Source organism: Listeria sp. LM90SB2 (assembly GCF_028867355.1).
Lineage (GTDB): Bacteria > Bacillota > Bacilli > Lactobacillales > Listeriaceae > Listeria > Listeria monocytogenes_B.
Genome location: NZ_CP046449.1, coordinates 2006120 through 2028097, shown reverse-complemented (window position 1 = coordinate 2028097; position 21978 = coordinate 2006120). Strand labels below are relative to the sequence as shown.

General features: G+C 36.6%; 16 protein-coding genes and 1 riboswitch. Of the genes, 15 read left to right on the top strand and 1 reads right to left on the bottom strand.

Annotation, left to right across the window (positions count from 1 at the left end):
* Positions 1 to 83: 83 nt before the first annotated feature.
* From GL301_RS10005 to GL301_RS09985, 5 genes are all read left to right on the top strand, one after another.
* Complete coding sequence (locus GL301_RS10005) at positions 84 to 800, top strand: response regulator transcription factor (protein WP_003725938.1); 717 nt, start codon at positions 84 to 86, stop codon at positions 798 to 800.
* 100 nt (positions 801 to 900) lie between these two features.
* Positions 901 to 2691 carry an ATP-binding protein gene (locus GL301_RS10000; protein ID WP_003725937.1) on the top strand — a complete coding sequence of 597 codons (1791 nt, stop codon included), beginning with the start codon at positions 901 to 903 and terminating at the stop codon, positions 2689 to 2691.
* 15 nt (positions 2692 to 2706) lie between these two features.
* Positions 2707 to 3225, top strand: coding sequence for an acyl-CoA thioesterase (locus GL301_RS09995; RefSeq protein WP_003725936.1), 519 nt, complete (start codon positions 2707 to 2709; stop codon positions 3223 to 3225).
* Between the two features lie 129 nt (positions 3226 to 3354).
* Positions 3355 to 3477: riboswitch (FMN riboswitch) on the top strand.
* 189 nt (positions 3478 to 3666) lie between these two features.
* Positions 3667 to 4278: an ECF transporter S component gene (locus GL301_RS09990; RefSeq protein WP_003725935.1), complete on the top strand. Its 612-nt coding sequence runs from the start codon at positions 3667 to 3669 to the stop codon at positions 4276 to 4278.
* A 265-nt stretch (positions 4279 to 4543) separates the two neighbouring features.
* Positions 4544 to 10555, top strand: a complete 6012-nt coding sequence (locus GL301_RS09985; RefSeq protein ID WP_274758688.1) for a putative cellulose-binding protein LCP — start codon at positions 4544 to 4546, stop codon at positions 10553 to 10555.
* Between the two features lie 63 nt (positions 10556 to 10618).
* On the opposite strand, the gene GL301_RS09980 is transcribed toward GL301_RS09985, so the two are convergent.
* A complete protein-coding gene (locus tag GL301_RS09980; protein WP_003740630.1) occupies positions 10619 to 10843 on the bottom strand; it encodes a ferredoxin in 225 nt (74 codons plus the stop codon).
* 154 nt (positions 10844 to 10997) lie between these two features.
* Between GL301_RS09980 and GL301_RS09975 the strand changes: the two genes are divergently transcribed.
* The 10 genes from GL301_RS09975 (at position 10998) to GL301_RS09930 (ending at position 21973) form a co-directional block, all read left to right on the top strand.
* The gene (locus GL301_RS09975; protein WP_025206483.1) at positions 10998 to 12005 is read left to right on the top strand and encodes a YpbB family protein; all 1008 of its coding nucleotides are present in this window, start codon (positions 10998 to 11000) and stop codon (positions 12003 to 12005) included.
* Positions 12002 to 13405: a RecQ family ATP-dependent DNA helicase gene (locus GL301_RS09970; protein ID WP_003727994.1), complete on the top strand. Its 1404-nt coding sequence runs from the start codon at positions 12002 to 12004 to the stop codon at positions 13403 to 13405. Before GL301_RS09975 ends, GL301_RS09970 begins: the two co-directional genes overlap by 4 nt.
* 319 nt (positions 13406 to 13724) lie before the next feature.
* Positions 13725 to 14474: a LysM peptidoglycan-binding domain-containing protein gene (locus GL301_RS09965; RefSeq protein WP_180680556.1), complete on the top strand. Its 750-nt coding sequence runs from the start codon at positions 13725 to 13727 to the stop codon at positions 14472 to 14474.
* 80 nt (positions 14475 to 14554) lie between these two features.
* Complete coding sequence (locus tag GL301_RS09960) at positions 14555 to 15517, top strand: asparaginase (protein ID WP_274758687.1); 963 nt, start codon at positions 14555 to 14557, stop codon at positions 15515 to 15517.
* Positions 15518 to 15532: 15 nt separating this feature from the next.
* Positions 15533 to 16207: a (d)CMP kinase gene (gene cmk, locus GL301_RS09955; protein WP_003725930.1), complete on the top strand. Its 675-nt coding sequence runs from the start codon at positions 15533 to 15535 to the stop codon at positions 16205 to 16207.
* Positions 16208 to 16565: 358 nt separating this feature from the next.
* Positions 16566 to 17711 carry a 30S ribosomal protein S1 gene (rpsA, locus tag GL301_RS09950; protein ID WP_003727995.1) on the top strand — a complete coding sequence of 382 codons (1146 nt, stop codon included), beginning with the start codon at positions 16566 to 16568 and terminating at the stop codon, positions 17709 to 17711.
* Between the two features lie 143 nt (positions 17712 to 17854).
* On the top strand, positions 17855 to 19165 hold the full coding sequence (gene der / locus GL301_RS09945; protein WP_003727996.1) for a ribosome biogenesis GTPase Der: 1311 nt from the start codon (positions 17855 to 17857) through the stop codon (positions 19163 to 19165).
* Between the two features lie 22 nt (positions 19166 to 19187).
* The gene (locus tag GL301_RS09940) at positions 19188 to 20204 is read left to right on the top strand and encodes an NAD(P)H-dependent glycerol-3-phosphate dehydrogenase (protein ID WP_003726833.1); all 1017 of its coding nucleotides are present in this window, start codon (positions 19188 to 19190) and stop codon (positions 20202 to 20204) included.
* Positions 20205 to 20306: 102 nt separating this feature from the next.
* The gene (locus GL301_RS09935; RefSeq protein ID WP_010958971.1) at positions 20307 to 21287 is read left to right on the top strand and encodes a tyrosine-protein phosphatase; all 981 of its coding nucleotides are present in this window, start codon (positions 20307 to 20309) and stop codon (positions 21285 to 21287) included.
* Positions 21288 to 21697: 410 nt separating this feature from the next.
* A complete protein-coding gene (locus GL301_RS09930; protein ID WP_003720260.1) occupies positions 21698 to 21973 on the top strand; it encodes an HU family DNA-binding protein in 276 nt (91 codons plus the stop codon).
* The last annotated feature ends 5 nt before the right edge of the window (positions 21974 to 21978 follow it).

Below are 21978 nucleotides of genomic sequence, written 5' to 3'. Positions count from 1 at the left end.
GTATGTGGGTACGGAAGATTCCATTTATCTGATTGAATGTAAATGATCGTTTTATGTAAATGAGAGTTAGGGGATGAGTACTTATGAGTGAACAAGTTAGAGTGCTTGTTGTGGATGATGAGGACCGGATACGACGCCTTCTTAAGATGTATCTTGAAAGAGAAAACTATCGTATTGAAGAAGCTAGTGATGGTGATCAAGCATTAAGCATGGCGCTGAACAATAATTATGAAGTAATCCTACTTGATTTAATGATGCCTGGTAAAGATGGCATCGAAGTTTGTCGTGAACTGAGAGAGTTTAAATCCACACCTGTTGTCATGTTGACTGCAAAAGGAGAGGAAGCTAACCGAGTACAAGGCTTTGAAGTTGGTGCAGATGATTACATCGTAAAACCATTTAGCCCAAGAGAAGTTGTGCTTCGCGTGAAAGCTGTTCTTCGTCGCGCCAAACAATCCTCAGAAGAATCAGCAGGAGGAACACCGGGAGACATTATTACCTTCCCACATTTGAAAATTGATAACGAAGCTCACCGTGTTATTGTCGACGGAAAAGAAATCGGTTTGACACCGAAAGAATATGACTTGCTTTATTATTTAGCGAGATCTCCGGATAAAGTATTCGACCGCGAGTCTCTTTTAAAAGAAGTATGGCGTTATGAATTCTTTGGCGATTTGCGAACAATTGATACACACGTTAAAAGACTTCGCGAAAAATTGCATGATGTATCAGAAGACGCTGCTAGAATGATTGTAACAGTTTGGGGTCTTGGATATAAATTTGAAGTTCCAGAAGATTAATAAACCAGACTAAGATAACGGGCAAAGACGTTTAATCGGCAAGTGTTATGCCGCACGTGCTTTGTTCGTTATTTTTTTGCGAGGACCGAGGTGAGAATAGATGAAGATTTGGAATAGTATTGTTGGGAAAATTTGGAGTACCATTATTCTCTTACTGATAGGGATTTTAGTTATTTCTGGATTTTTAGTTGCAATGATTTATGAAAAAAATAACATTACTCAAATAACAAATGAATTAGAAGACAAAACAGCTAGTATCATCACTGTAATGCAAGAAAATAATGAAGTAATCTCTGCTGAAAATAATAATGATTCTGCACTGATACTACTTGATGATACGATGGGCGTCATTATCGAACAAAATGGAAAAAGCGTCTATCAATCACAGTCACCAGATACCATTTCTAGTGCATCTGCTAATAAATTAATTCAAGATAAGACATTAGATAAAGCTTTAGAAAAAGATAATAGTGTAACGATGAAATATAATTTTAAAACAGAAAAAAGCTCCTTACCGGTTGAAATTTCTGCACAGAAATTCAAACTAGCGAACGGTGAAACTGGTGTTGTTTACGTTTATCAGTCTTACCATGATATTCTAAAAGTGAACGAAAAAACGATGAGTACTTTGATTATTTCGGGTATTATTGCGATAGTCATCACGTCTATCTTATCTTTCGTCTTTTCTTCTCGCATGGCTTTCCCGCTTCGTGAAATGAAAAAAATTGCGATTGCTGTTTCTAAAGGGAACTTTGATAATCGCGTACCAACTTATACGCATGATGAAATTGGTGAACTCGGAGTAGCTTTTAACGATATGGCAAAGCAATTGAAGTATAATGTTAGCGCCCTTAGGCAAGAAAAGGAACAGCTATCCAATATTTTAGTTGGGATGGCTGATGGTGTTATTAAATTTAGTGTGGATAAAACGATCATTCTTAGTAATCCGCCGGCAGAAGAATTTTTACATAATTGGTTCTTCTCACCTGAAAATACCGAAAAAGTGCTCATTCCAGTGGCTTTAAATGAATTATTGAATGATACGTTAGAAAAGAAAGAATCTCAAGTCGGAGAAATTACGTTTGCTGATCATACGTATGTTGCCATTTTAACACTTTTGTATACAGGGGAACATGTGCGTAGTGTCGTTGCGGTTATTCGCGATATGACCGAAGAGAAACAACTTGAAAAAATGAAAAGCGATTTTGTTAATAATGTTTCGCATGAACTTAGAACGCCGATTTCGATGTTACAAGGTTATAGTGAAGCGATTATTGACGGGGTTGCTCAGTCGGATGAAGAAGTGCGGGAGTTTGCACAAATTATTTACGATGAATCCCTTCGTATTGGGCGTTTGGTTAATGATATGCTAGACCTTGCTAGAATGGAAGCTGGTTTTAATCAAATGGATAATCAAAAATTACCGCTCGCTCCATTGCTGCGAAAAGTTATTTCTAATTTTGACGTTCTTGCGAAAGAGAATTATGTGGAACTCGGCTTAGAGCTTGAAACTCCCGATTTAGAGTATTCCTATGACCCCGACCGGATGGAGCAAGTATTAATTAATTTAATTATGAATGCTATTCGTCATACTGGAAAAGAAGGCTATGATGGAAAAGTAATTTTAAAACAAACCATTGATGAAGCTAGAAGCAATCTTGTAATCACAGTATCTGACAACGGTAGTGGGATTGCGGAAGAAGACATCCCATATCTGTTTGAGCGTTTTTATAAAGTGGATAAAGCAAGGAAACGCGGAAAAGCAGTTGGAACAGGTATTGGTCTTGCAATCGTTAAGAATATTGTAGAAGCACATAATGGGAAAATTTCGGTTGAAAGCGAATTAGGTAAAGGATCTGATTTTATTATCACTTTGCCTCTCTATAAATAGATTGGAGCGAAAAACATGGAAAAAAGACAAACAAAATTTTGCAAAGAATCACTAGTAATTAAAACAAGCCGGGTTTTCCCGTCGGACACGAATAATCATAATACCCTTTTTGGTGGTAGATTGATGACTTATATTGATGATACGGCTTCTATCAGTGCCTCTCGTCATTGTCGTACGGAAATTGTCACTGCATCGACAGACTCAGTGGATTTCTTAAAACCGATTAAAAATGATCACTCTGTTTGCTTAGAGTCTTATGTAGCTTCAACGGGCAGAAGTTCAATGGAAATCTTCGTTAAAATTATTGCGGAGAATTTGAAAACAGGAGAACGTTACTTAGCGGCGACATCCTTTTTAACATTTGTAGCGTTGGATGCAGATGGTAAAACTGTAGAAGTGCCACTCGTTAAACCAGAAACAGAAGAACAAAAAAGAATCCACGCGGGTGCTGAGGCAAGAAGCATTGCTCGTAAAATTCGTTTAAAAGAAAACCAATCATTAGCGGAATCATTATCAACAGATATTCCATGGTGAATTAATAAAAACTAGCTAAGCAGCTAGTTTTTATTTAATTTAGATAGAAAGCGCTTACGTGAAAAAATATACAAAAGTGCTTGCCAAAAATTTTTTTCATGGTAAAATGAAAATTGTAATAAAATATTCGTTCATCTTCGGGGCAGGGTGCAATTCCCGACCGGTGGTTAAAGTCCACGATCTGCTTTTTTAGCAGTTGACTCTGGTGTAATTCCAGGACCGACAGTATAGTCTGGATGGGAGAAGATGTTGGCAGACCTTTTCGTTTGTCTTCACGAGCATGTGTTAGCAAGCTGTGATGCTTATTTGAGTATCCGGTGCTTGTTTATTCATTCACAAACTCTCCCTCAACTCTTTTCAGTTGAGGTTTTTTATTTGCTTGGGTTGCATTCGTCTAGTGATGTCACTCGCTTCTTGGTGAACATCAAGGGAGAAATGACAATGAAGAATTATTCAATGAAGGTTTTTGTAAGTGTGGCGGTTCTTGGTACTTTAGCATTTATTTTAATGATGCTACAATTTCCGCTACTACCGAGTGCACCATTTTTAAAGCTTGACTTTAGTGATATTCCAGCTTTGATTGGTGGCTTATTATTCGGACCACTCGCAGTGATTTTAGTAGAACTAATCAAAAATGTGCTACTTTATATTGTGTCAGGTAGTCCAGTTGGAGTTCCGATTGGAGAAATATCCAATTTTATTAATGGTATTGTTTATGTATTACCGATTTATTATTTATTTCACTGGTTTCGTTCAACAAAAGGAATGGTGTTTTCAACAGCAATTGGAACGTTAGTAATGACAGTCGTCATGTCGATATTTAATTATTTCATTTTATTACCATTTTACATTAAACTTGGTGGACTTCCGGCGGATACAGATGTTGCTTGGTTAGTCACATATGCGATTATACCATTCAGTTTATTAAAAGGAGTCATTGTTAGTGCTGTATTCTTGTTACTATACTCTAGACTAAAAAAATGGATTGCTAAAAACCAAACTGTAAAAGAACGGCGCAAATTTGAAAAAAAGCAACAAGAAGTTAGCCATTAATTTATCCAAAACCACTCTATAATAAAGAGTGGTTTTTTATTTTTCTTCTAAAATGGCAGCTTTTGCGAATTAATTGTGTCTTAAATGTGTCTGAAACGTGCTTTTGATGTGACAAATATTTGTATGAATTTGCGAATAGTGCTGTTTTTTTTAATAAGGTGTTTTGCGACTATGTACACTCGATAAAATCGTCTGATAATATTAAATTATCTCTTGGAGATTTGTTAATAAAAACAACCAGAATATGAGAAGGAGGAAAACTAATATGATAAAATCGTTGTACATACGTCGTTCCTTGATGATGCTAATAACAAGTTTACTAGTAGTAAGTCAACTAAATTTAACGGTTTTTCAAGCATTTGCAGAAGAAAAAGGCGAAGAACCACTTTCTTATGAAGTTCAAGAAGAGCTTTCAAAAGATAAAAAGAAAGCAAAGCTTAAAATTAAAGCAACATCTAATAATAATCAAGTTGAAATTCTAAGTATTGAAACACCAGACGGTAATAAAATTGAGGGAAAAGAAGCCGAGTACACGGCTGAAAAAAATGGTGATGTTAATTTTATTATTAGCTATAAAGAAAACATAGAAGGAAAAGAAACAGAGATTAAAACATTTAAAGCCTCCTATGAAGTAAAAAATTTAATAATTGAAAAAGAAGAGGCTAACCAATCAAAAGATTCAGTTAAACAAAATGAAACAAAAGCACCTCTAAAGAATAATCAACTAAAATCAGGTAATGATGCTACTGTCACATTAAATATTCCTGCTTATGATGGTACTGCTTGGGCAAATGGCGATATCAAAGATGTTAATGTTACAGTAGACTTTAGTAATAGTACATCTACTAGTAAAGAGGTGGAATTCACACTGCCAGACGGTATGAGATTTGTATCAATTCCCGTTCCCAGCAGTTTTCAAGTACCAACAGGTGTGGACTCTGGGGTGATAAATCGTTTAAGTGCGGGGGACCCGATTGGTACTGCAATAACATCCGTTACTATTCCAAACAAAGAAACAACCTACGATAAAGCTACTTTCGGGACAGTTAATTATAAACTTACTCCAGGAACTGAAAAAGTAAGTTTTAACTTTTCTGTTCGTGTAGATGCTAATAAATACTATGGTGCAACTGATCTAAAAGCCCCTATTAAAGTAGAAGCTTTTGTGGGAGATAATAAAATGGCGATTGCTTCAGAAGAAAAAGCAATTCGTGCAGAAGGAAATAAAGTGGTTGGTTATGCTAATCAAACACATGTAAGTACTATGTTCAGAAATTGGTATAAATCTTTTAGAACCCCTGATGTATTAGCGAGTACAGATGATGAAGATTCTTATGCATATACAAAAAGTTACTCTGTTGTAAATGGAATGAATCAAGTAGATGAAAGAGGAACTAATATCTTTTCACCTAAGAATGTCTCGACTACCCTTTATTATCCAGAAGGTATGGAATATGTCGGGGTAGTAAATGAAAAATATGCACTTTTAAATGAGAATGCTAATACTACGATTACTCATTATCCGGAAGAGAATAAAGTGGTGTTCGATTTTAAACAACAGAACTTTAAAGGAGTAACAGATACGGTATATGCGATAAAATATAAAATACCAAAAGGAACGCCAGCAGGAACATATACCGCTCCTAAAGTGCCACATGCAGTCATCACGACATATGACGATAAAGTATTTGAATCTGATGCATTAACAAACAATTCTACAGATTTAACAACTAAGGCAACGTTAGATGCTTGCCGAGTTGTAGATTCGACCGAAAATAAAATGGCACTAATCGTGGGAAACAAAAATATTAATCCAGATAATGAAACTTGGGCAGGGAATGTTCGAATTAATAATAAAGATACTGCCGGGACAAAAACTAATCAAGTCTTCCAAATTGAATTTGATTCAAACTGGGAAGCTTCAATTGTTAACATCCCATTTGATGGGAATAGAAAAGATAATGATATCACTAATATTCAATACAAAACTAATTTTGATGATACTTATCAAACATACAATGGGAATCTTCCTAAGAATAGTATGAAAAATATTGCTATCTTAGAAGCTGATGCAGTCGGACTTCAACCAGGAGAATACTTTACTGAGGTGAAAGCGAATGTAGGCGATTTTTCTACAGGATATACAAGCTACTCAGAATCTGGTGGTTTTGGTGAGGAATCAACAAACTCCTATGGTATTGTCAAACCAGGCATTTCTTCTGTTCAATTTAAAGTATCCATTTGGGATGAGGCAGATGAAGTAAATACGAAAGTCTCGGGTACTTCTGTTTATAGTGTTGCCGATAATATTACGACAGCGGCGAACGGAACAGCTAATTTTTATAATGAACAAGGACAAGTAATCAAAACTGCTGGAGCTGGAGATAAATTTACTACAAAAGCTACATTGGTATTATTTAACTATCCATACGGGACACGTACAGTCCTTAATGATCCTGAAGTGTATCTTCGTCAATTGGATGGTACTAAAATTCTTCCGTCTTCTATTAAGTTAACGGATCAAGATGGAGAAGAGATCGAGTTCTCTATTAAAATAGAAACCGCCAAGAATGGAGAGAAAGTGTATGTTTTAAAAACAAAAGATGCAACAGTTGGTAGGTATGTTGGTTATCCTTCTAAACATAAATTTTTAAATTTAAGTTATGATACTACGATTGATGTAACATTAGATAAAAGTCTTCATACTGACATCCAACAACTTCTTGCTTGGGGAGGCCCAAATGTAAAGGCTGCTACAGCTGCGAATACTTTCATGGATACAGGTCTTGATGTCAATCAAAATGGAATAGAAAATGAACGTCTGCTTTCTGCGAATAGCAGTACTTTAAGTGTTCCAAAGCAAGATGCAGTCACAGTAGAAACATTCTTAAATTTGGCTGGAGAAGGAGCAAAAGCATCTTATGTAGAAGGTGACGATAGTACAGTTTCCTATTTTACACCAGGAACGGAAGCGGATTATACAGTCCGTGTTACAAATATATCTACTGGTATAGCAAGTGCTTTTGAACTCTATATTCCAATTCCAAAGACCGGACAAAATTTTGGTTCTAAATTCCAAACGGAGACATTTAAGTGGGATATGAAACTAAATGATGCTGTGCAATTAACAGATGAACAAAAAGCACAATTTGATATTAGTTATGCAACAGAAGCAAATAAAAATAACTATGAATCAGAAAGTGTCTATAGCGCTGTTCCCTCTGATTATGGGAAAGTCAACATGGTTCGTATCAAAGTGAAGACAAAGATTGATCCCGGTGAAACACAAACAATCAAAGTTCCACTAAAAGTAGATGAAACTTTTAATTCTGCTACAGAGGGAAATAAAATAAGTGAACGCGATGTATATAACCCTTACTATCGTGTAACTACGAATGCTTATTCTGGAACATTACCAGGAACTAAAGTTGGAGCAGAATTAATTATTTTAGAAGCAAGCGGTTTTCTTTTCCAAGATAAAGATGCAAATGGTTTGTATGAAAAAGCTCAAGGAGATACAGCACTCGCAAACGAAACTGTTGAACTTTATAAATGGAATGAAAATACCTCTAACTATGAGCCGTTCTTGAAAAATGGTGAGCCAGTCAGCGTTAAAACTAATGCTGATGGAAAATACACCTTTAATTACAATTTGAATTTATCTTACGGGAAATATGCAGTGAAGTTTCCAGAAAGAGCTGGAAATCAGTTTACTTTGAAACAAGTGGGGCAAGATAATACGATAAATAGTACTGTATCCAATAAGGGTACAGACAAAGGTTGGGTAAAAGAAATTGATCCAGCTCAACCGGTATCACAAAACATTAATGCTGGTTACATGGAATACGCGCCGGATAATGATCTTAAAGTTAATCTTAGCGCCAAAATCGTACAAGCTGGTAAAAGTTTAAAAGTAACATTGCCGAAAGTAAGAGCAACTAGTGGAGAAGCGGTAGAAGATACGATTGAGCCGTCGTTCTTTCACAATATTCAAGCGATTACAGATGGTTACAAATGGACTAGCAATGATACGACTTTAGCAACTACACAAACTGCTAATGATGGTTCTGGAATAATTGTTGGTATTTCTGCCGGAAACAAAGCAATCGCAACAACTGATATTGGTATTACAATCAAAGATATTTTTGATACAGAGAAAAAATCTACTGCACCTGTATATATAACTGAGCCAAGTGCTACGATAGACCAAAAAGAGGGACTTATCCTTGGCGCAATGAATTTTAGTTTAGAATACAAAGATTCAAATAAGCTAACTGAAACGGAAGCAATTACTTTAGCAAAAACAGCTAGTTTTGAAGAAGTGAAGACAGGTGTACTTTCTACTGCACAAGATTGTACTAGTTCCGTAAAAGTGGATGCCAAGCAATTAAAAGCTATCCAAGAAGGCTCTAACCAAGGCGGAACTTACCCGTTGACCTATCAAGTTGCTAAAAATGGGAAAACAGCGGAAGTAGTTATTCAAGTGAAAGTTGAAAAAGATTTAACAACTGTCAATGTACATGATTCTATTTTGTATTTGGGTGATACATGGACGGCAACTGATAACTTTGATAGTGCGCTAAACAAAGTAGGTGAAACAGTTCCATTTGGAGACATCCAAGTAGAAGGATCTGTTGATACTAATACAGCAGGAATCTATTCAGTCACATATACGTACAAAGGAGTGTCTAAAAAAGCTAAAATTGAAGTTAAAGAAAATTTGACAGAAATTAATGCACACGACTCGACAATTTATACTGGCGACACTTGGCGAGCAGGTGATAATTTTGACAGTGGACTTGATAAAGATGGCAATGCCTTGAGTCTAAAAGATTTGACGGTTATTGGAACAGTAAACACAAACCTAGCAGGCGTATATACGATTACGTATAAGTATGAAGATACTGTAAGTTCAATTACTGTTACTGTAAAAGAAAATAAAAAAGGAATTAATGGGCATGACTCGTCAATCTATGTAGGAGAAGCATGGACAGCGGCGGATAATTTTGATAATGCAGTTGATAAAGACGGGAAGCCAGTTTCTTTTGCTGATATAAAAGTGAAAGAAGAGCCTAAAGTAGATGTCAACAAAGCAGGCAGATATCAAATCACCTATAATTATGATGGTGCCTCGACTACTGTTACTTTAACTGTGAAAGAAATCAAAACAGCTATTAATGCACATGATTCTATTCTGTATATTGATGATAATTGGTCAGCAAAAGATAATTTTGATAGCGCTAGGGATAAGGATGGAAATATAGTATCCTTTAATGACGTACAAGTCTTGGGAACTGTTGATACAAGTCAAGCAGGAACATACCCGATCACATATGTTTATGCTGGAATTACCAAAACCATTCAAGTAATTGTTAAACATCCCAAAACAGCTGTGCGAGCCCATGATTCAGTGATTTATGTTGGAGATAATTGGAAAGCTCAAGATAATTGGGACAATACGCTCGATAAAGCTGGTCAAAAAGTGAAATGGAAAGATATTACTGTCAAAGAAAATCCTGCCGTGGATGTAACAAAGCCAGGCGTCTATGAAGTTACCTACAGTTATGACGGTATTTCTGCCACGATTAATGTAACCGTGAAACCAAGAAAAACGACTGTAAAAATTCATGATAGTAGTTTTTATGCTGGAAATAGTTGGAATGCGAAAGATAATTTTGACTATGCAACGAATAAAGCAGGTGAAAAAGTAGCATTCAAAGATATTACTGTCGCAGGTAAAGTTGATAGCAAAACACCGGGAACATATGAAATTAGCTATGTATACGATGGTGTGAAAGCTGTTGCTAAGGTCACTGTTTTGAAAAACCATTCTATTTTGATGGTGAAAGATCGTGTCATAAAAGTAGGCGAGAAATGGAACGCGAAAGATAGCTTTATTCAAGCAACTAGACGTGATGGAAAAAATATTCCATTTTCACAAGTAAAAGTGCAAGGAAAAGTAAATCTGAACAAAGCAGGCAAATACCAAGTTATATATTCAGTAGATCCAAATGAAGGAACTGAAGACGCAGGGAAACAAATGTTGTCAGTAACTGCTACTATTCAGGTTGAAAATAGAGGAGATGCGGGGTTACAAGATAATGAACCACGAAGCGTAAAAGATAACAATCAACGCGCTGCTAACTCCAACGATATCAAACTCATTCCTAAAACAGGAGATCAAACAAATCAGTGGGTTTTATGGGCTGGCCTTTGTTTGACTGGTTTAGCAATGCTTCTATGGGGATTTGCTCTAAGGAGACGAAAAGTGAAATAATATTTATTAAAAATAAAAAAGGAAGGTTTCCAAACAGCGGAAACCTTCCTTTTTCGTGTATTATTAATGAAATGAACTATCGGAAACTTTGATAGAAAGCGAAGGACAGGCAAATTCTGCGTCAATAACCGTTTCAACCAAGTCTTCGGGGATTACTTTTGTTCCAGTGTTATTATCTAATATATTAAAGGCAAGACCTTCTGTATCATAATCAAAAACATCAGGTGCATGAATGGAACAAGCGCCACAAGCAATACAAGTGTCTTTTTCGACAAGACAATACTTCAATTTTCTACGCTTCCTTTCTAAAATAACTATTTGCAGCCAGATTTTTTCTTTTTCTATTGTACCATATTTTGAAAAAGTTTTTTTCGGAAAAATTAATGTAGAACAAGTGTTTCTGTGTTATGATTATGGTACAAAAAAAGGTGGTGGACATGTCTTGGATAAGCTAGATAACTATATTATGACAATTTTAGAAAAAAGTATCACACCTAGAAAATTACCATTTTTACATACTGTTTTAGCTGGAAGAAGAACTGGACAAGCTGTTCAAGATATCCATCTTTTTCAAATGCAACATTTATTTGGACTAGTGCCAAATTTAAAAGCAAGCTATTTAGAAAAACGAATTTCGGAATTAGTGCACCAAGGTAGCATTCTTTCTACTGAAAATGGTTATGTGACACAAGGGCAACTAGTAGCTATGTTTGAAAATGATTACCCAAACTTCCAAGGTTTTACATTTCAAGGGCAAGCTTTTGCTTTTTTTGCCCATTTGCGACTCGCAGTTCAAGTTGTTAGTAACATTCATCATCATGAAAGCTATTATTTACCAGTTATTCGTGATAAGAAAGTCCAACAATTTATTAAGCATTGGGTGAAGCACCGAGATAAATCTAATTTAGCGAATCAGTTATACGGTGAACTCGTTGCATGGATGAATAAATTAGCAGTTGCTCGACCAGCGTTTTTAGTGGAACGTTTTTCTGGGGGCGAATTAATGGGCTATACTACAGAACAAATTGCCTCAAAATATCAAGTGGAGAAGTGGGACGTTTATTTTGAGGTGCTCCATGAGGTTCACCGTTTGCTTATAGCGATGAAAAAAAACCCCGAAGAATGGCCGATTCTAGCTAGTCTTGTACCGGATGAGCTCAATGGGTTAACTAGTTCTGCCATGCAAACCTATGTATTATGGCAAAATGGAGCTGATTTAGAAGCAATCGAGCGAATTCGGAATTTGAAAAAGAGTACCATCCATGATCACTTTGTAGAAATCCGAGCTACTTTGAAAGAAGCGAATGTTCCTTATTTACCAGAAGAGACAATCATCCAAACGATTATTACAAAGAAATGGAATTTACTGCGTGAAATAAAAGCGGAGTTTCCTGATTTGGATTATTATCAAATTCGGTTAGCAGTTGTTAGTAGGGAGGGTAAGCAGTGAACTTAGAAAAGGAATTAAAAGAATATCTTGGTTTTGATGAGTTCCGCCCTGGCCAAAAAGAAGTAATTGAAACAGCTTTAGCAAAGCGAAATTGTTTTGCTATGTTACCTACTGGAACAGGAAAAACCATTTGTTATCAATTAGCGGGTCATTTGATGGATGGATTAGTATTGATTGTTTCTCCACTTCTCTCCCTTATGCAAGATCAAATGGAGCGAATGCGTGCTCACGGAGAAAAGCGAGTAGCAGCGCTTAATAGCTTTTTAAAACGAGAAGAAAAAGGGCAAGTCCTTGCAAACATTCATTTATATAAATTTATTTTTTTATCACCAGAAATGCTAAATAATGAAACGGTGAAAAACTTACTATTAAAACAAAGAATCAGCTTATTTGTCATAGATGAAGCGCATTGCATTTCGCAGTGGGGACATGATTTTCGCCCTGATTATTTGATGTTAGGTAAGTTCATTCAAGAAGCCGAATTTCCTGTGACTATGGTGCTGACAGCTACGGCAACCAAGAAAGTTAGAGCAGATATTTTAACGCAATTACATCTAACGGATTGTGCGCAAATTGTTTATTCTGTTAATCGACCGAATATTTCTTTACAAGTGGAGAAATTTTCTAACCAGCATGTAAAAAAAGACCGTTTATATGCGCTTGTTCGCAAACTACAAACACCCGGAATTATTTATTTTTCTAGTAAAAAATTAGCGGAAAGCACTGCGCATGAATTAAGCGAAATTGCTGATTTAAGAGTAGCTTATTATCACGGGGATATGGATACAGAAGATAGAATTATTATTCAGCAACAATTTGTTTACGGGCAGCTGGATGTTATTTGCGCCACTAGCGCATTTGGAATGGGGATAGATAAAGCTGACATTCGCTATGTTATTCATTATCATATGCCTGCAGATTTGGAAGCATATTTGCAAGAAATTGGTCGAGCAGGTCGTGATGGCGAAAACAGTGTGGCGATTCTCTTATACGCGAATGGAGATGAATTCATTCAAATGCAATTAGCCGATCAAGATATCCCAGATGCCAACTTAATGAATCTGACGAATGAACAACGCAAAACGTTACCTGAAACAGAGCAACGTTTTATTGAATACTACCAAAGAAGTGGTTTAAGTACGAAAGAATTAACCGACAAAATGGATTATCGAAAAAAATGGAAGCGGGCTAATTTACAACAATTTATTGGGTATCTGCATACAACGGATTGTCGCCGTAATTATATTCTACGATACTTTGAAGAAACGCCGTTAGAAGTCACCCCAGAAAACTGTTGTGATTTGGATGGAGCAGAAATAATCGATTTTGAAAAAAGACCAATAACACAGCAAAAAGAAATTCCAACATGGGAAGCTTATTTAGCTTATTTATTGCAATAGTTTTGCTGTTACGAAATTTGACAAAAACTATATAGTTTCATATTTTTTGTGAAAAAAAGACTTGTTTAAAAGTAAAAAAATTGTTATTATTTTGTTCAGTAATCTATATAAAATCAACATAAATTCTATGCCAGAAGTACTAAATTATAATAATTCTTGCTTTTTTTTCTAAAAAAGTGGTTTAAGTGTTGTTGTATGTTGCGTTTATGGGTATAATTATTTCAAAGGTATTTCATTTATTAACATCATATGTAACACTTCTCTGTGCCAATAATAGTGCATAGGATAAGTTTAGAAAGCACTAAAGGAGGAACTTTGAGTGGTAAAAACAAGAAAAGAAAAACGGGAATACGAAGAACCGGCTGATTATGATATGAGTTCTGAAGGTCAAGATGAATTCAACAATGAACCGCCAATGTTATCCCGTTCTGATAGCAGAAGAGGAAAAAAGAAAACCATTTTTAGATACCCATTACTTAATTTATTGATTGTTTTTTTTCTATTAATACCAATCGTTATCGTGATTGTATTTGTAACAGTACAAAATATGGGTTCATCAAATGAAGTGAAAACAGAAACAGAATCAACCGTAAATGTATCTGACAACACGCAATCTAAAGAAGAAAAAGAAAAAGCGAAAAAAGCTGCCGAAGAAAAAGCAGCGGCTGAAAAGGCAGCTGAAGAGAAAAAAGCTGCCGAAGAAAAAGCTGCGGCAGATAAGAAAAAACAAGAAGAAGATGCAGTGAAAGCTGCAAATGCAAAAAAAGAACAAGAAGCTGCCGAAGAAAAAGCTGCGGCTGACAAAGCTGCTGCCGAGAAAGCTGCTGCCGAGAAAGCTGCTGCCGAGAAAGCTGCTGCTGAAAAAGCTGAGCAGCAAAAAGCGAATGAAGCCTCACAGCAAAAAGCTGGAGGATCTCATACTGTTAAAGCTGGGGACACCCTTTATAGTATTGCACGTTCAACATATGGACAAGCGGGGGCAGCTGCTGGAGTAGAAAAAATTAAACAAGCCAATGGACTAGGAAGTGACAATGTTCCAGTTGGTACAGTTCTAACAATTCCACAGTAATAAACAACACTGAATGGGTCTGGGAAACGCTTCCGAGACTCATTTGTTTGTTTAAAAGGAAAATGTAGGGGGGAATAACCATGGCAAAAGTAGCACTAATTACAACAGGCGGTACAATTGCAAGTAAGAAAACAGCATCAGGAAAACTTGCATCAGGAGAATTATCTGGAGAAGAATTAGCTGCATTATGCCAATTACCAACAGAAATTCAAATTGATATCTATTCTACTTTCCAATTACCATCTATGCACATTACGCTACCTGATTTAATCAGTCTGAAGCAACTTATCGAATCTATCTTCATGGATGAAACATATGATGGAATAGTAGTGACGCACGGAACAGATTCATTAGAAGAAACAGCCTATTTTCTTGATCTTGCAGTAACCGATGCGCGACCAATCGTAGTAACTGGATCTCAGCGAGCACCTGAGGAGCCAGGGACAGATGCCTATGTTAATATTCGTCATGCAATTTATACAGCGTGTGAAATAAATTTACGTCAAGCTGGGACAGTCGTTGTTTTCAATGAACGAATTTTTGCAGCGAGATATGTAAAAAAAGTTCATGCATCCAACATACAAGGTTTTAGTGCTTTTGGGTTTGGCTATCTGGGTATTATTGATAATGACCAAGTTTTTCTGTATCAAAAACCACTGGAGCATGAGTGTTTTGATATTCGCCTTGATTTACCAGAAGTGGTTGTGATTAAATGTTATATTGGTGCAGATGGTTTGTTTATTGATGCAGCGATAGATAGTGGCGTATCAGGAATCGTTTTAGAAGGTGTTGGACGAGGGCAAGTGGCGCCAAAAATGATACCAGCTATTATCAGAGCATTAGATGCGGGAATTCCAGTTGTCATAACAACAAGTGCGGAAGAAGGAAATGTATATACTACATATGATTATGAAGGTAGCACGTTTGACTTGTATAATCGTGGCGTTATTTTAGGAAAAGATTACGATAGCAAAAAAGCACGGATGAAATTAATGGTACTTTTAGCATCACAAGAAGAAATTAATCAAACCAATTTCAGATAAAAGGAGTTTTATTTTATGACTAAAAAGATATGTATCGCGATTGATGGACCGGCTGCGGCTGGGAAAAGCACGGTGGCGAAAATCGTTGCAAAAAAATTGCGCTTTGTCTATATTGATACGGGTGCCATGTATCGTGCAGTAACCTATATCGCTTTAAAAAATAACATCGCATATGAAGACGAAAAAGCTATAGCTACTTTACTCCAAAAAACAGTTATTCGTTTTGAACCTGGCGAAGTACAACAAGTATTTGTAGGTGAAGAAAATGTCACAGAAGTGATTCGTTCTTTAGAAGTGACCAATCATGTATCTATCGTTGCCGCACACCCGTCTATTCGTGAAGCACTCCAAGAACGTCAACAAGTTTTTGCTACAGAAGGCGGAATTGTAATGGATGGTCGTGATATCGGTACTGCAGTTCTTCCTAACGCCGAACTAAAAATATTCTTACTAGCAAGCGTAGAAGAACGAGCGGAACGTCGCTATAAAGAGAATATGGCGAAAGGTTTTGCTGGAGACTTAGGCCAACTCAAAAAAGAAATTGAAGAACGAGATCATTTAGATTATACAAGAACACACTCCCCCTTAAAAAAAGCAGATGATGCCATTGAAGTAGATACAACATCAATGTCGATTGATGAAGTAGCCAATAAAATTCTTTCACTAGCAGAACTAAAAATCAATAATTAGCAAAAAAGTGCTACATTTTCTTAACTAAATGGAAATGTAGCACTTTTTTAATTTAACCGTGAAAGGCTAAACAAACGAAGCGATTTCACGCCCTGTAGGCTTTTCCAACCCCTTAAAAGAGCTTGACAAATGTCTGGATTTGTAGGATGTTATAAGAGAGATTTTTTACTTTGTGAAAAGTATCTTGAAAGGATTTTCTAGCTGGAAGATCAGTTTTACAGAAGGTGTATTTGATATTTTTCTTTATTTAATCGGAATTTGCCTATCTAGGAAAACTAGTCAAGCAGATGAAGCAAGCGTGAAGGTTGCTTCTGAATTAGAAATTCCTAAAATTCGACTAACGAATGGAGGGCTACACATGTCTGAAGATTTATTTGATGTGGAAGTTAGAAATTTTGAAGAAGGAGACAAAGTCACTGGCACAGTTACAAGCGTGGAAGATAAACAAGTTTATGTTGGTATTCCAGGTAGCAAACTTGATGGTGTCGTTCCAATAAGTGAACTTTCCAATATACATGTGGAGACAGCTTCTGACGTTGTGAGCGTTGGCGACACACTTGATTTGATTGTCACTAAAGTAGAAGACGATATACTTGTTTTATCTAAACGAAAAGTGGATGCAGAAAAAGCATCTGATGATATTAAAGCTAAATTCGAATCTGGTGAAGTTTTTGAAGCAGTAGTCAGTGATGTTGTTAAAGGTGGATTAGTTGTCGACCTAGGTGTTCGTGCGTTCGTTCCAGCTTCTTTAGTGGAAGACCATTTTGTGGAAGATTTCGCAGATTACAAAGGAACTACTCTTACTTTCAAAGTAGTAGAATTTGAACCAGAAAATAACCGAGTGATTTTAAGCCATCGTGCAGTTGTGGAAACAGAAAAAGCTAGTCAAAAGCAAGCGCTACTGAGCGAAATCAAAGAAGGCGACGTGATTGAAGGTACTGTTCAACGCTTAGCTAATTTTGGTGCATTCGTTGATATTGGTGGCGTGGACGGATTAGTTCACATCTCACAAATTTCTTATAAACATATTGCAACACCACAAGAAGCGTTAGAAGAAGGTCAAAAAGTAACAGTTAAAGTTATTGGGATTGATCCTGAAAATGAACGTATTTCTCTTTCTATTAAAGCGACTTTACCTGGACCTTGGGACGGCATTGCCGAAAAAGCGCCAGTTGGTTCTGTTTTAGAAGGAAAAGTAGTACGCCTAGTTACTTTTGGTGCATTTGTGGAAATATTCCCAGGAGTAGAAGGTTTGGTTCATATTTCTCAAATTTCTCATGAACATATTGGGACACCACAAGAAGTCCTTTCAGAAGGGCAAACAGTAGAAGTGAAAGTACTTGAAGTAAATGAAGCAGACAAACGTTTATCATTAAGCATTAAAGAATTAAAAGATGCTCCAGTTGAAGAAGCTGATTATGAACTTCCAGAAGAAAACACTGGATTCCAAATGAGCGATTTAATTGGTGATAAATTAAAAGGTCTTCAAAACGACGATAAATAATTGTACGCAAAAGAGCCTAGGGAGACTGTTCCCATGGGCTCTTTTTCTTTTTCAAATCGAACTTTTCATTGCCAGTAAGCTGTTTTACTGATAAACTAAAGAAAGTTTGATAAATAGGATTCGAGAAAAAAGAAGGTGAAATAATGGCAAAACCAGTTGTAGCGATTGTCGGACGTCCAAACGTTGGCAAATCGACTATTTTTAACAGAATCGTTGGTGAACGTGTTTCCATAGTGGAAGATGTTCCCGGTGTGACACGTGACCGCATATATAATTCAGCGGAATGGCTTGGAAAAGAATTTAACATTATTGATACAGGTGGTATTGATCTTTCCGATGAACCATTCTTAGAGCAAATTCGCGCACAAGCGGAAATCGCAATTGATGAAGCAGACGTAATTATTTTTATTACCAATGGTCGTGAAGGGGTTACCGATGCAGACGAACAAGTAGCAAAAATTCTTTACCGGTCTAATAAACCAATTGTTTTAGCGATTAATAAAGTAGATAACCCAGAAATGCGAGATCAAATTTATGACTTTTATTCTCTTGGGTTTGGTGAACCGTATCCAATTTCTGGTTCACATGGGCTAGGGCTTGGCGACATGCTTGATGCTGTTCGGGCTCATTTTCCAAAAGAAGAAGAGGAAGAATATCCAGACGATACAGTGAAATTTAGTTTGATTGGTCGACCAAATGTTGGTAAATCTTCTATTTTAAATGCACTGCTTGGAGAAGATCGTGTTATTGTTTCTGATATTGCGGGTACAACTCGTGATGCAATTGATACAACTTATACTTTCGATGGCCAAGATTATGTCATGATTGATACAGCCGGAATGAGAAAACGTGGGAAAGTGTATGAAAGCACAGAGAAATATAGTGTTTTACGTGCAATGAGAGCAATTGAACGCTCAGACGTTGTTCTTGTGGTTATCAACGCAGAAGAAGGTATTCGTGAGCAAGATAAACGAATTGCTGGATATGCGCATGATGCCGGACGTGCGATTATTATTGTAGTAAACAAATGGGATGCAATTAACAAAGATGAAAAAACAATTAACGTATGGACGGAAGATATTCGGGAGCAATTCCAATTCTTAAGCTATGCACCAATTGTCTTTGTATCTGCGAAAACAAAACAACGCTTAAATAACCTATTCCCACTTATTAATCAAGTAAGCGATAACCATTCATTACGTGTACAATCAAGTATGCTGAATGATGTTATTAGTGATGCCGTTGCAATGAACCCATCACCTATGGATAAAGGTAAACGACTGAAGATTTTCTATACAACACAAGTGGCTGTAAAACCACCGACGTTTGTTGTATTTGTTAATGATCCAGAACTAATGCATTTCTCGTATGAACGTTTCTTAGAAAACCGGATTAGAGAGGCATTTCCGTTTGAGGGTACGCCAATTCGAGTAATTGCTCGTAAGCGTAAGTAAAGTTTTCGGGAGGAAAAATATAATGACACAGAAAAAAGTAGCTATTCTTGGCGCTGGAAGTTGGGGAACAGGTCTTGCACTTGTCCTAGCTGATAATAATCATCAACCAGTTATTTGGGGAAACTTAGATAAAATTGTGAATGAAATTAACGAATCGCACACGAATAGTCACTATTTGCCAGATATTATTTTACCAACTGAGGTAAAAGCGACATTGTCACTTGATGAAGCTATTGATGGTGCAGAAATTGTCGTAATTGCTATTCCAACAAATGCGATGCGAATCGTTTGTAAGCAGTTAAATGAAGCGCTAAAAGAACCAACCATTTTAGTGCATGTGAGTAAAGGTATTGAACCAGAAACAAATCTTCGAATGTCCGAAGTGATTGAAGACGAAATAGATGCGTCCAAACGTAAAGCGCTTGTTGTTCTTTCTGGACCAAGTCATGCGGAAGAAGTTGCGCTTCGTCATCCGACAACACTTTGTGCGAGCTGTAAAGATTTATCAGCTGCAGAAATTGTTCAAGATCGTTTCATCAATAATAATTTGCGTATTTATACGAATGATGATGTGATTGGTGCAGAAATTGGTGGCGCGCTGAAAAATATTATCGCACTAGGTGCAGGAATTTCTGACGGCCTTGGTTATGGCGATAATGCTAAAGCGGCACTAATGACTCGCGGGATGGCAGAAATCACTCGTCTCGGTGTTGCTGTTGGCTCTAATCCGCAAACATTTTACGGATTGACAGGTATTGGTGACTTAATCGTTACTTGTACTAGTGTGCATTCACGTAATTGGCGTGCTGGTAATATGCTAGGTAAAGGCGAGAATTTAGATGAAGTATTAGAAAAAATGGGCATGGTCGTTGAAGGTGTTCGAACAGCTAAAGCAGTACATGGTTGGGCGAAAAAACTAGATATTGATATGCCAATTACCGAATCGATTTACGCGATTTTATTCGAAAATAAAGATGCTCGCGAAGCAGTTGATTTATTAATGGGTCGCGAAAAAAAGATCGAAAAAGAATCATTTTAATAGAAAGAGTCAGAATGGGCTATCCGCTTATTTTGGCTCTTTTTTTATGAAATATGCTAAAATGTAGCAGAAGAGCCAAATAATAAAAAGTAGGTGGATAATATGGAAGTTACTCGTACAGATAAAGCCGTAACACTAACTTGGAACAAAGAAGAAGTCAGCGAAGGCACAGTCGTTTTTGTAAGTAGTAGTCCTAAACTAGAGGATAATAGTGATCCTGTTTTCAAAGTAACAAATGATGTTGATCACTATTCATATGACACAAAGGATATTCCTATTTATTTCTTTTTAGAGACACCAAACGGAGATAGAACCACTGTTTCAGAACGAATTTTGCCACTTGAAAGTGTATTCAATTTTCGAGATATGGGCGGTTATGCATCCAAAAACGGCAAGCATGTAAAATGGGGTAAGTTATATCGCTCTTCTAATTTAGTGAATATTAATGAGAACGATGCAGCTTTGCTTCAAAAACTACATATTAAATGGATTTGTGATTTGCGCAGTAGTTCGGAAGTACAAGCACAACCTACGCCTGCAATTGAAGGTGTGCTAAATAAACATATTCCTATTGGTACTGCCAAAAATGAAGAAACAAAGCTACCGGTAACAAATGATACAACTATTTATGAACCGCTGATGGGTGAAAGCTACCGCGTGTTTGTGCAATCAGTGGAAGGCTTTAGAGAAATTTTTACAGAAGTATTAGAAGATGCAAAAGCTGGATTGCCGTTCGTTTTCCATTGCACTGCAGGAAAAGACCGTACAGGCGTCCTAGGGGCATTATTACTAATATTGTTAGATGTACCAGAAAAAACGATTTTCGGCGATTACGCCATCACTAATCGCTACCAGGACGACATTTTACAAGAAATGGGAGGAATCGTGGCGCTCTTTTCGAATGGAACCGAAAAAATTGATTTAGAAATGTTCAGGCCAATGGCAGAAGCTCGTCCTGAATATTTGGAAATTGCCTTTGATGAAATGAAAAAACAATATGGCTCAGTAGCTAATTATTTAGAAAAAGGAATTGGAATTACTGCGGCAGAAAAAGCAGCTTTCCAAAAAGAAATGTTAGAATAAAACTAGGCTCAGAAACCTAGAGTTTTCAGGTAATAGACGCAAATTTACCCATATTTTTATGAAAAAAGAACTATTTTAGCTAATTGTGGTGGTATCGCTTGCTATTCTAAGGCTTCCAAGTTAGTATTATGGATAACAGGTTGATACTATCACGTTTTCAAGCATTTAAAGAAAATATTTGTGATTGAAAATGTTAAGAAACGGTGTCAGTTTGGCATTATTCCTTGCAGTTGTAGGGATTATGTGATAATCTTTTATCAGAATTACTGTTAAGGCTTGTAGTTAAGCCATTTCAGTCATGATTCTCCTTAGATTTCCAAATTGATTTTTGTTTTTGGAAAAAAAGAGAAATACAGGTATATCTTGTACCTGCTTATTTTGTAGTATTCTGTGAAGGAGGTGAAAACACAATGGCAAATAAAACTGATTTAGTAAATAGCGTTGCTGAACTAGCTGATCTTTCTAAAAAAGACGCAGCGAAAGCAGTAGAAGCTGTATTCGAAACTATTCAAACTTCTTTATCTAAAGGTGAAAAAGTTCAATTAATCGGATTTGGTAACTTTGAAGTACGTGAACGTGCTGCCCGTAAAGGTCGTAACCCTCGTACTAAAGAAGAAATCGACATCCCTGCAAGTAAAGTACCAGCTTTCAAACCTGGTAAAGCGCTTAAAGAAGCTGTTAAATAAGCTAC

Bases quoted from the DNA above. Each gene is read 5' to 3' on its own strand.
- GL301_RS09935 (WP_010958971.1), top strand. From the start codon at position 20,307: ATGGAAGTTACTCGTACAGATAAAGCCGTAACACTAACTTGGAACAAA.
- GL301_RS09990 (WP_003725935.1), top strand. From the start codon at position 3,667: ATGAAGAATTATTCAATGAAGGTTTTTGTAAGTGTGGCGGTTCTTGGT.
- GL301_RS09960 (WP_274758687.1), top strand. From the start codon at position 14,555: ATGGCAAAAGTAGCACTAATTACAACAGGCGGTACAATTGCAAGTAAG.
- GL301_RS09940 (WP_003726833.1), top strand. From the start codon at position 19,188: ATGACACAGAAAAAAGTAGCTATTCTTGGCGCTGGAAGTTGGGGAACA.
- cmk (WP_003725930.1), top strand. From the start codon at position 15,533: ATGACTAAAAAGATATGTATCGCGATTGATGGACCGGCTGCGGCTGGG.
- GL301_RS10000 (WP_003725937.1), top strand. From the start codon at position 901: ATGAAGATTTGGAATAGTATTGTTGGGAAAATTTGGAGTACCATTATT.
- GL301_RS09985 (WP_274758688.1), top strand. From the start codon at position 4,544: ATGATAAAATCGTTGTACATACGTCGTTCCTTGATGATGCTAATAACA.
- GL301_RS09995 (WP_003725936.1), top strand. From the start codon at position 2,707: ATGGAAAAAAGACAAACAAAATTTTGCAAAGAATCACTAGTAATTAAA.
- der (WP_003727996.1), top strand. From the start codon at position 17,855: ATGGCAAAACCAGTTGTAGCGATTGTCGGACGTCCAAACGTTGGCAAA.
- rpsA (WP_003727995.1), top strand. From the start codon at position 16,566: ATGTCTGAAGATTTATTTGATGTGGAAGTTAGAAATTTTGAAGAAGGA.
- GL301_RS09930 (WP_003720260.1), top strand. From the start codon at position 21,698: ATGGCAAATAAAACTGATTTAGTAAATAGCGTTGCTGAACTAGCTGAT.
- GL301_RS10005 (WP_003725938.1), top strand. From the start codon at position 84: ATGAGTGAACAAGTTAGAGTGCTTGTTGTGGATGATGAGGACCGGATA.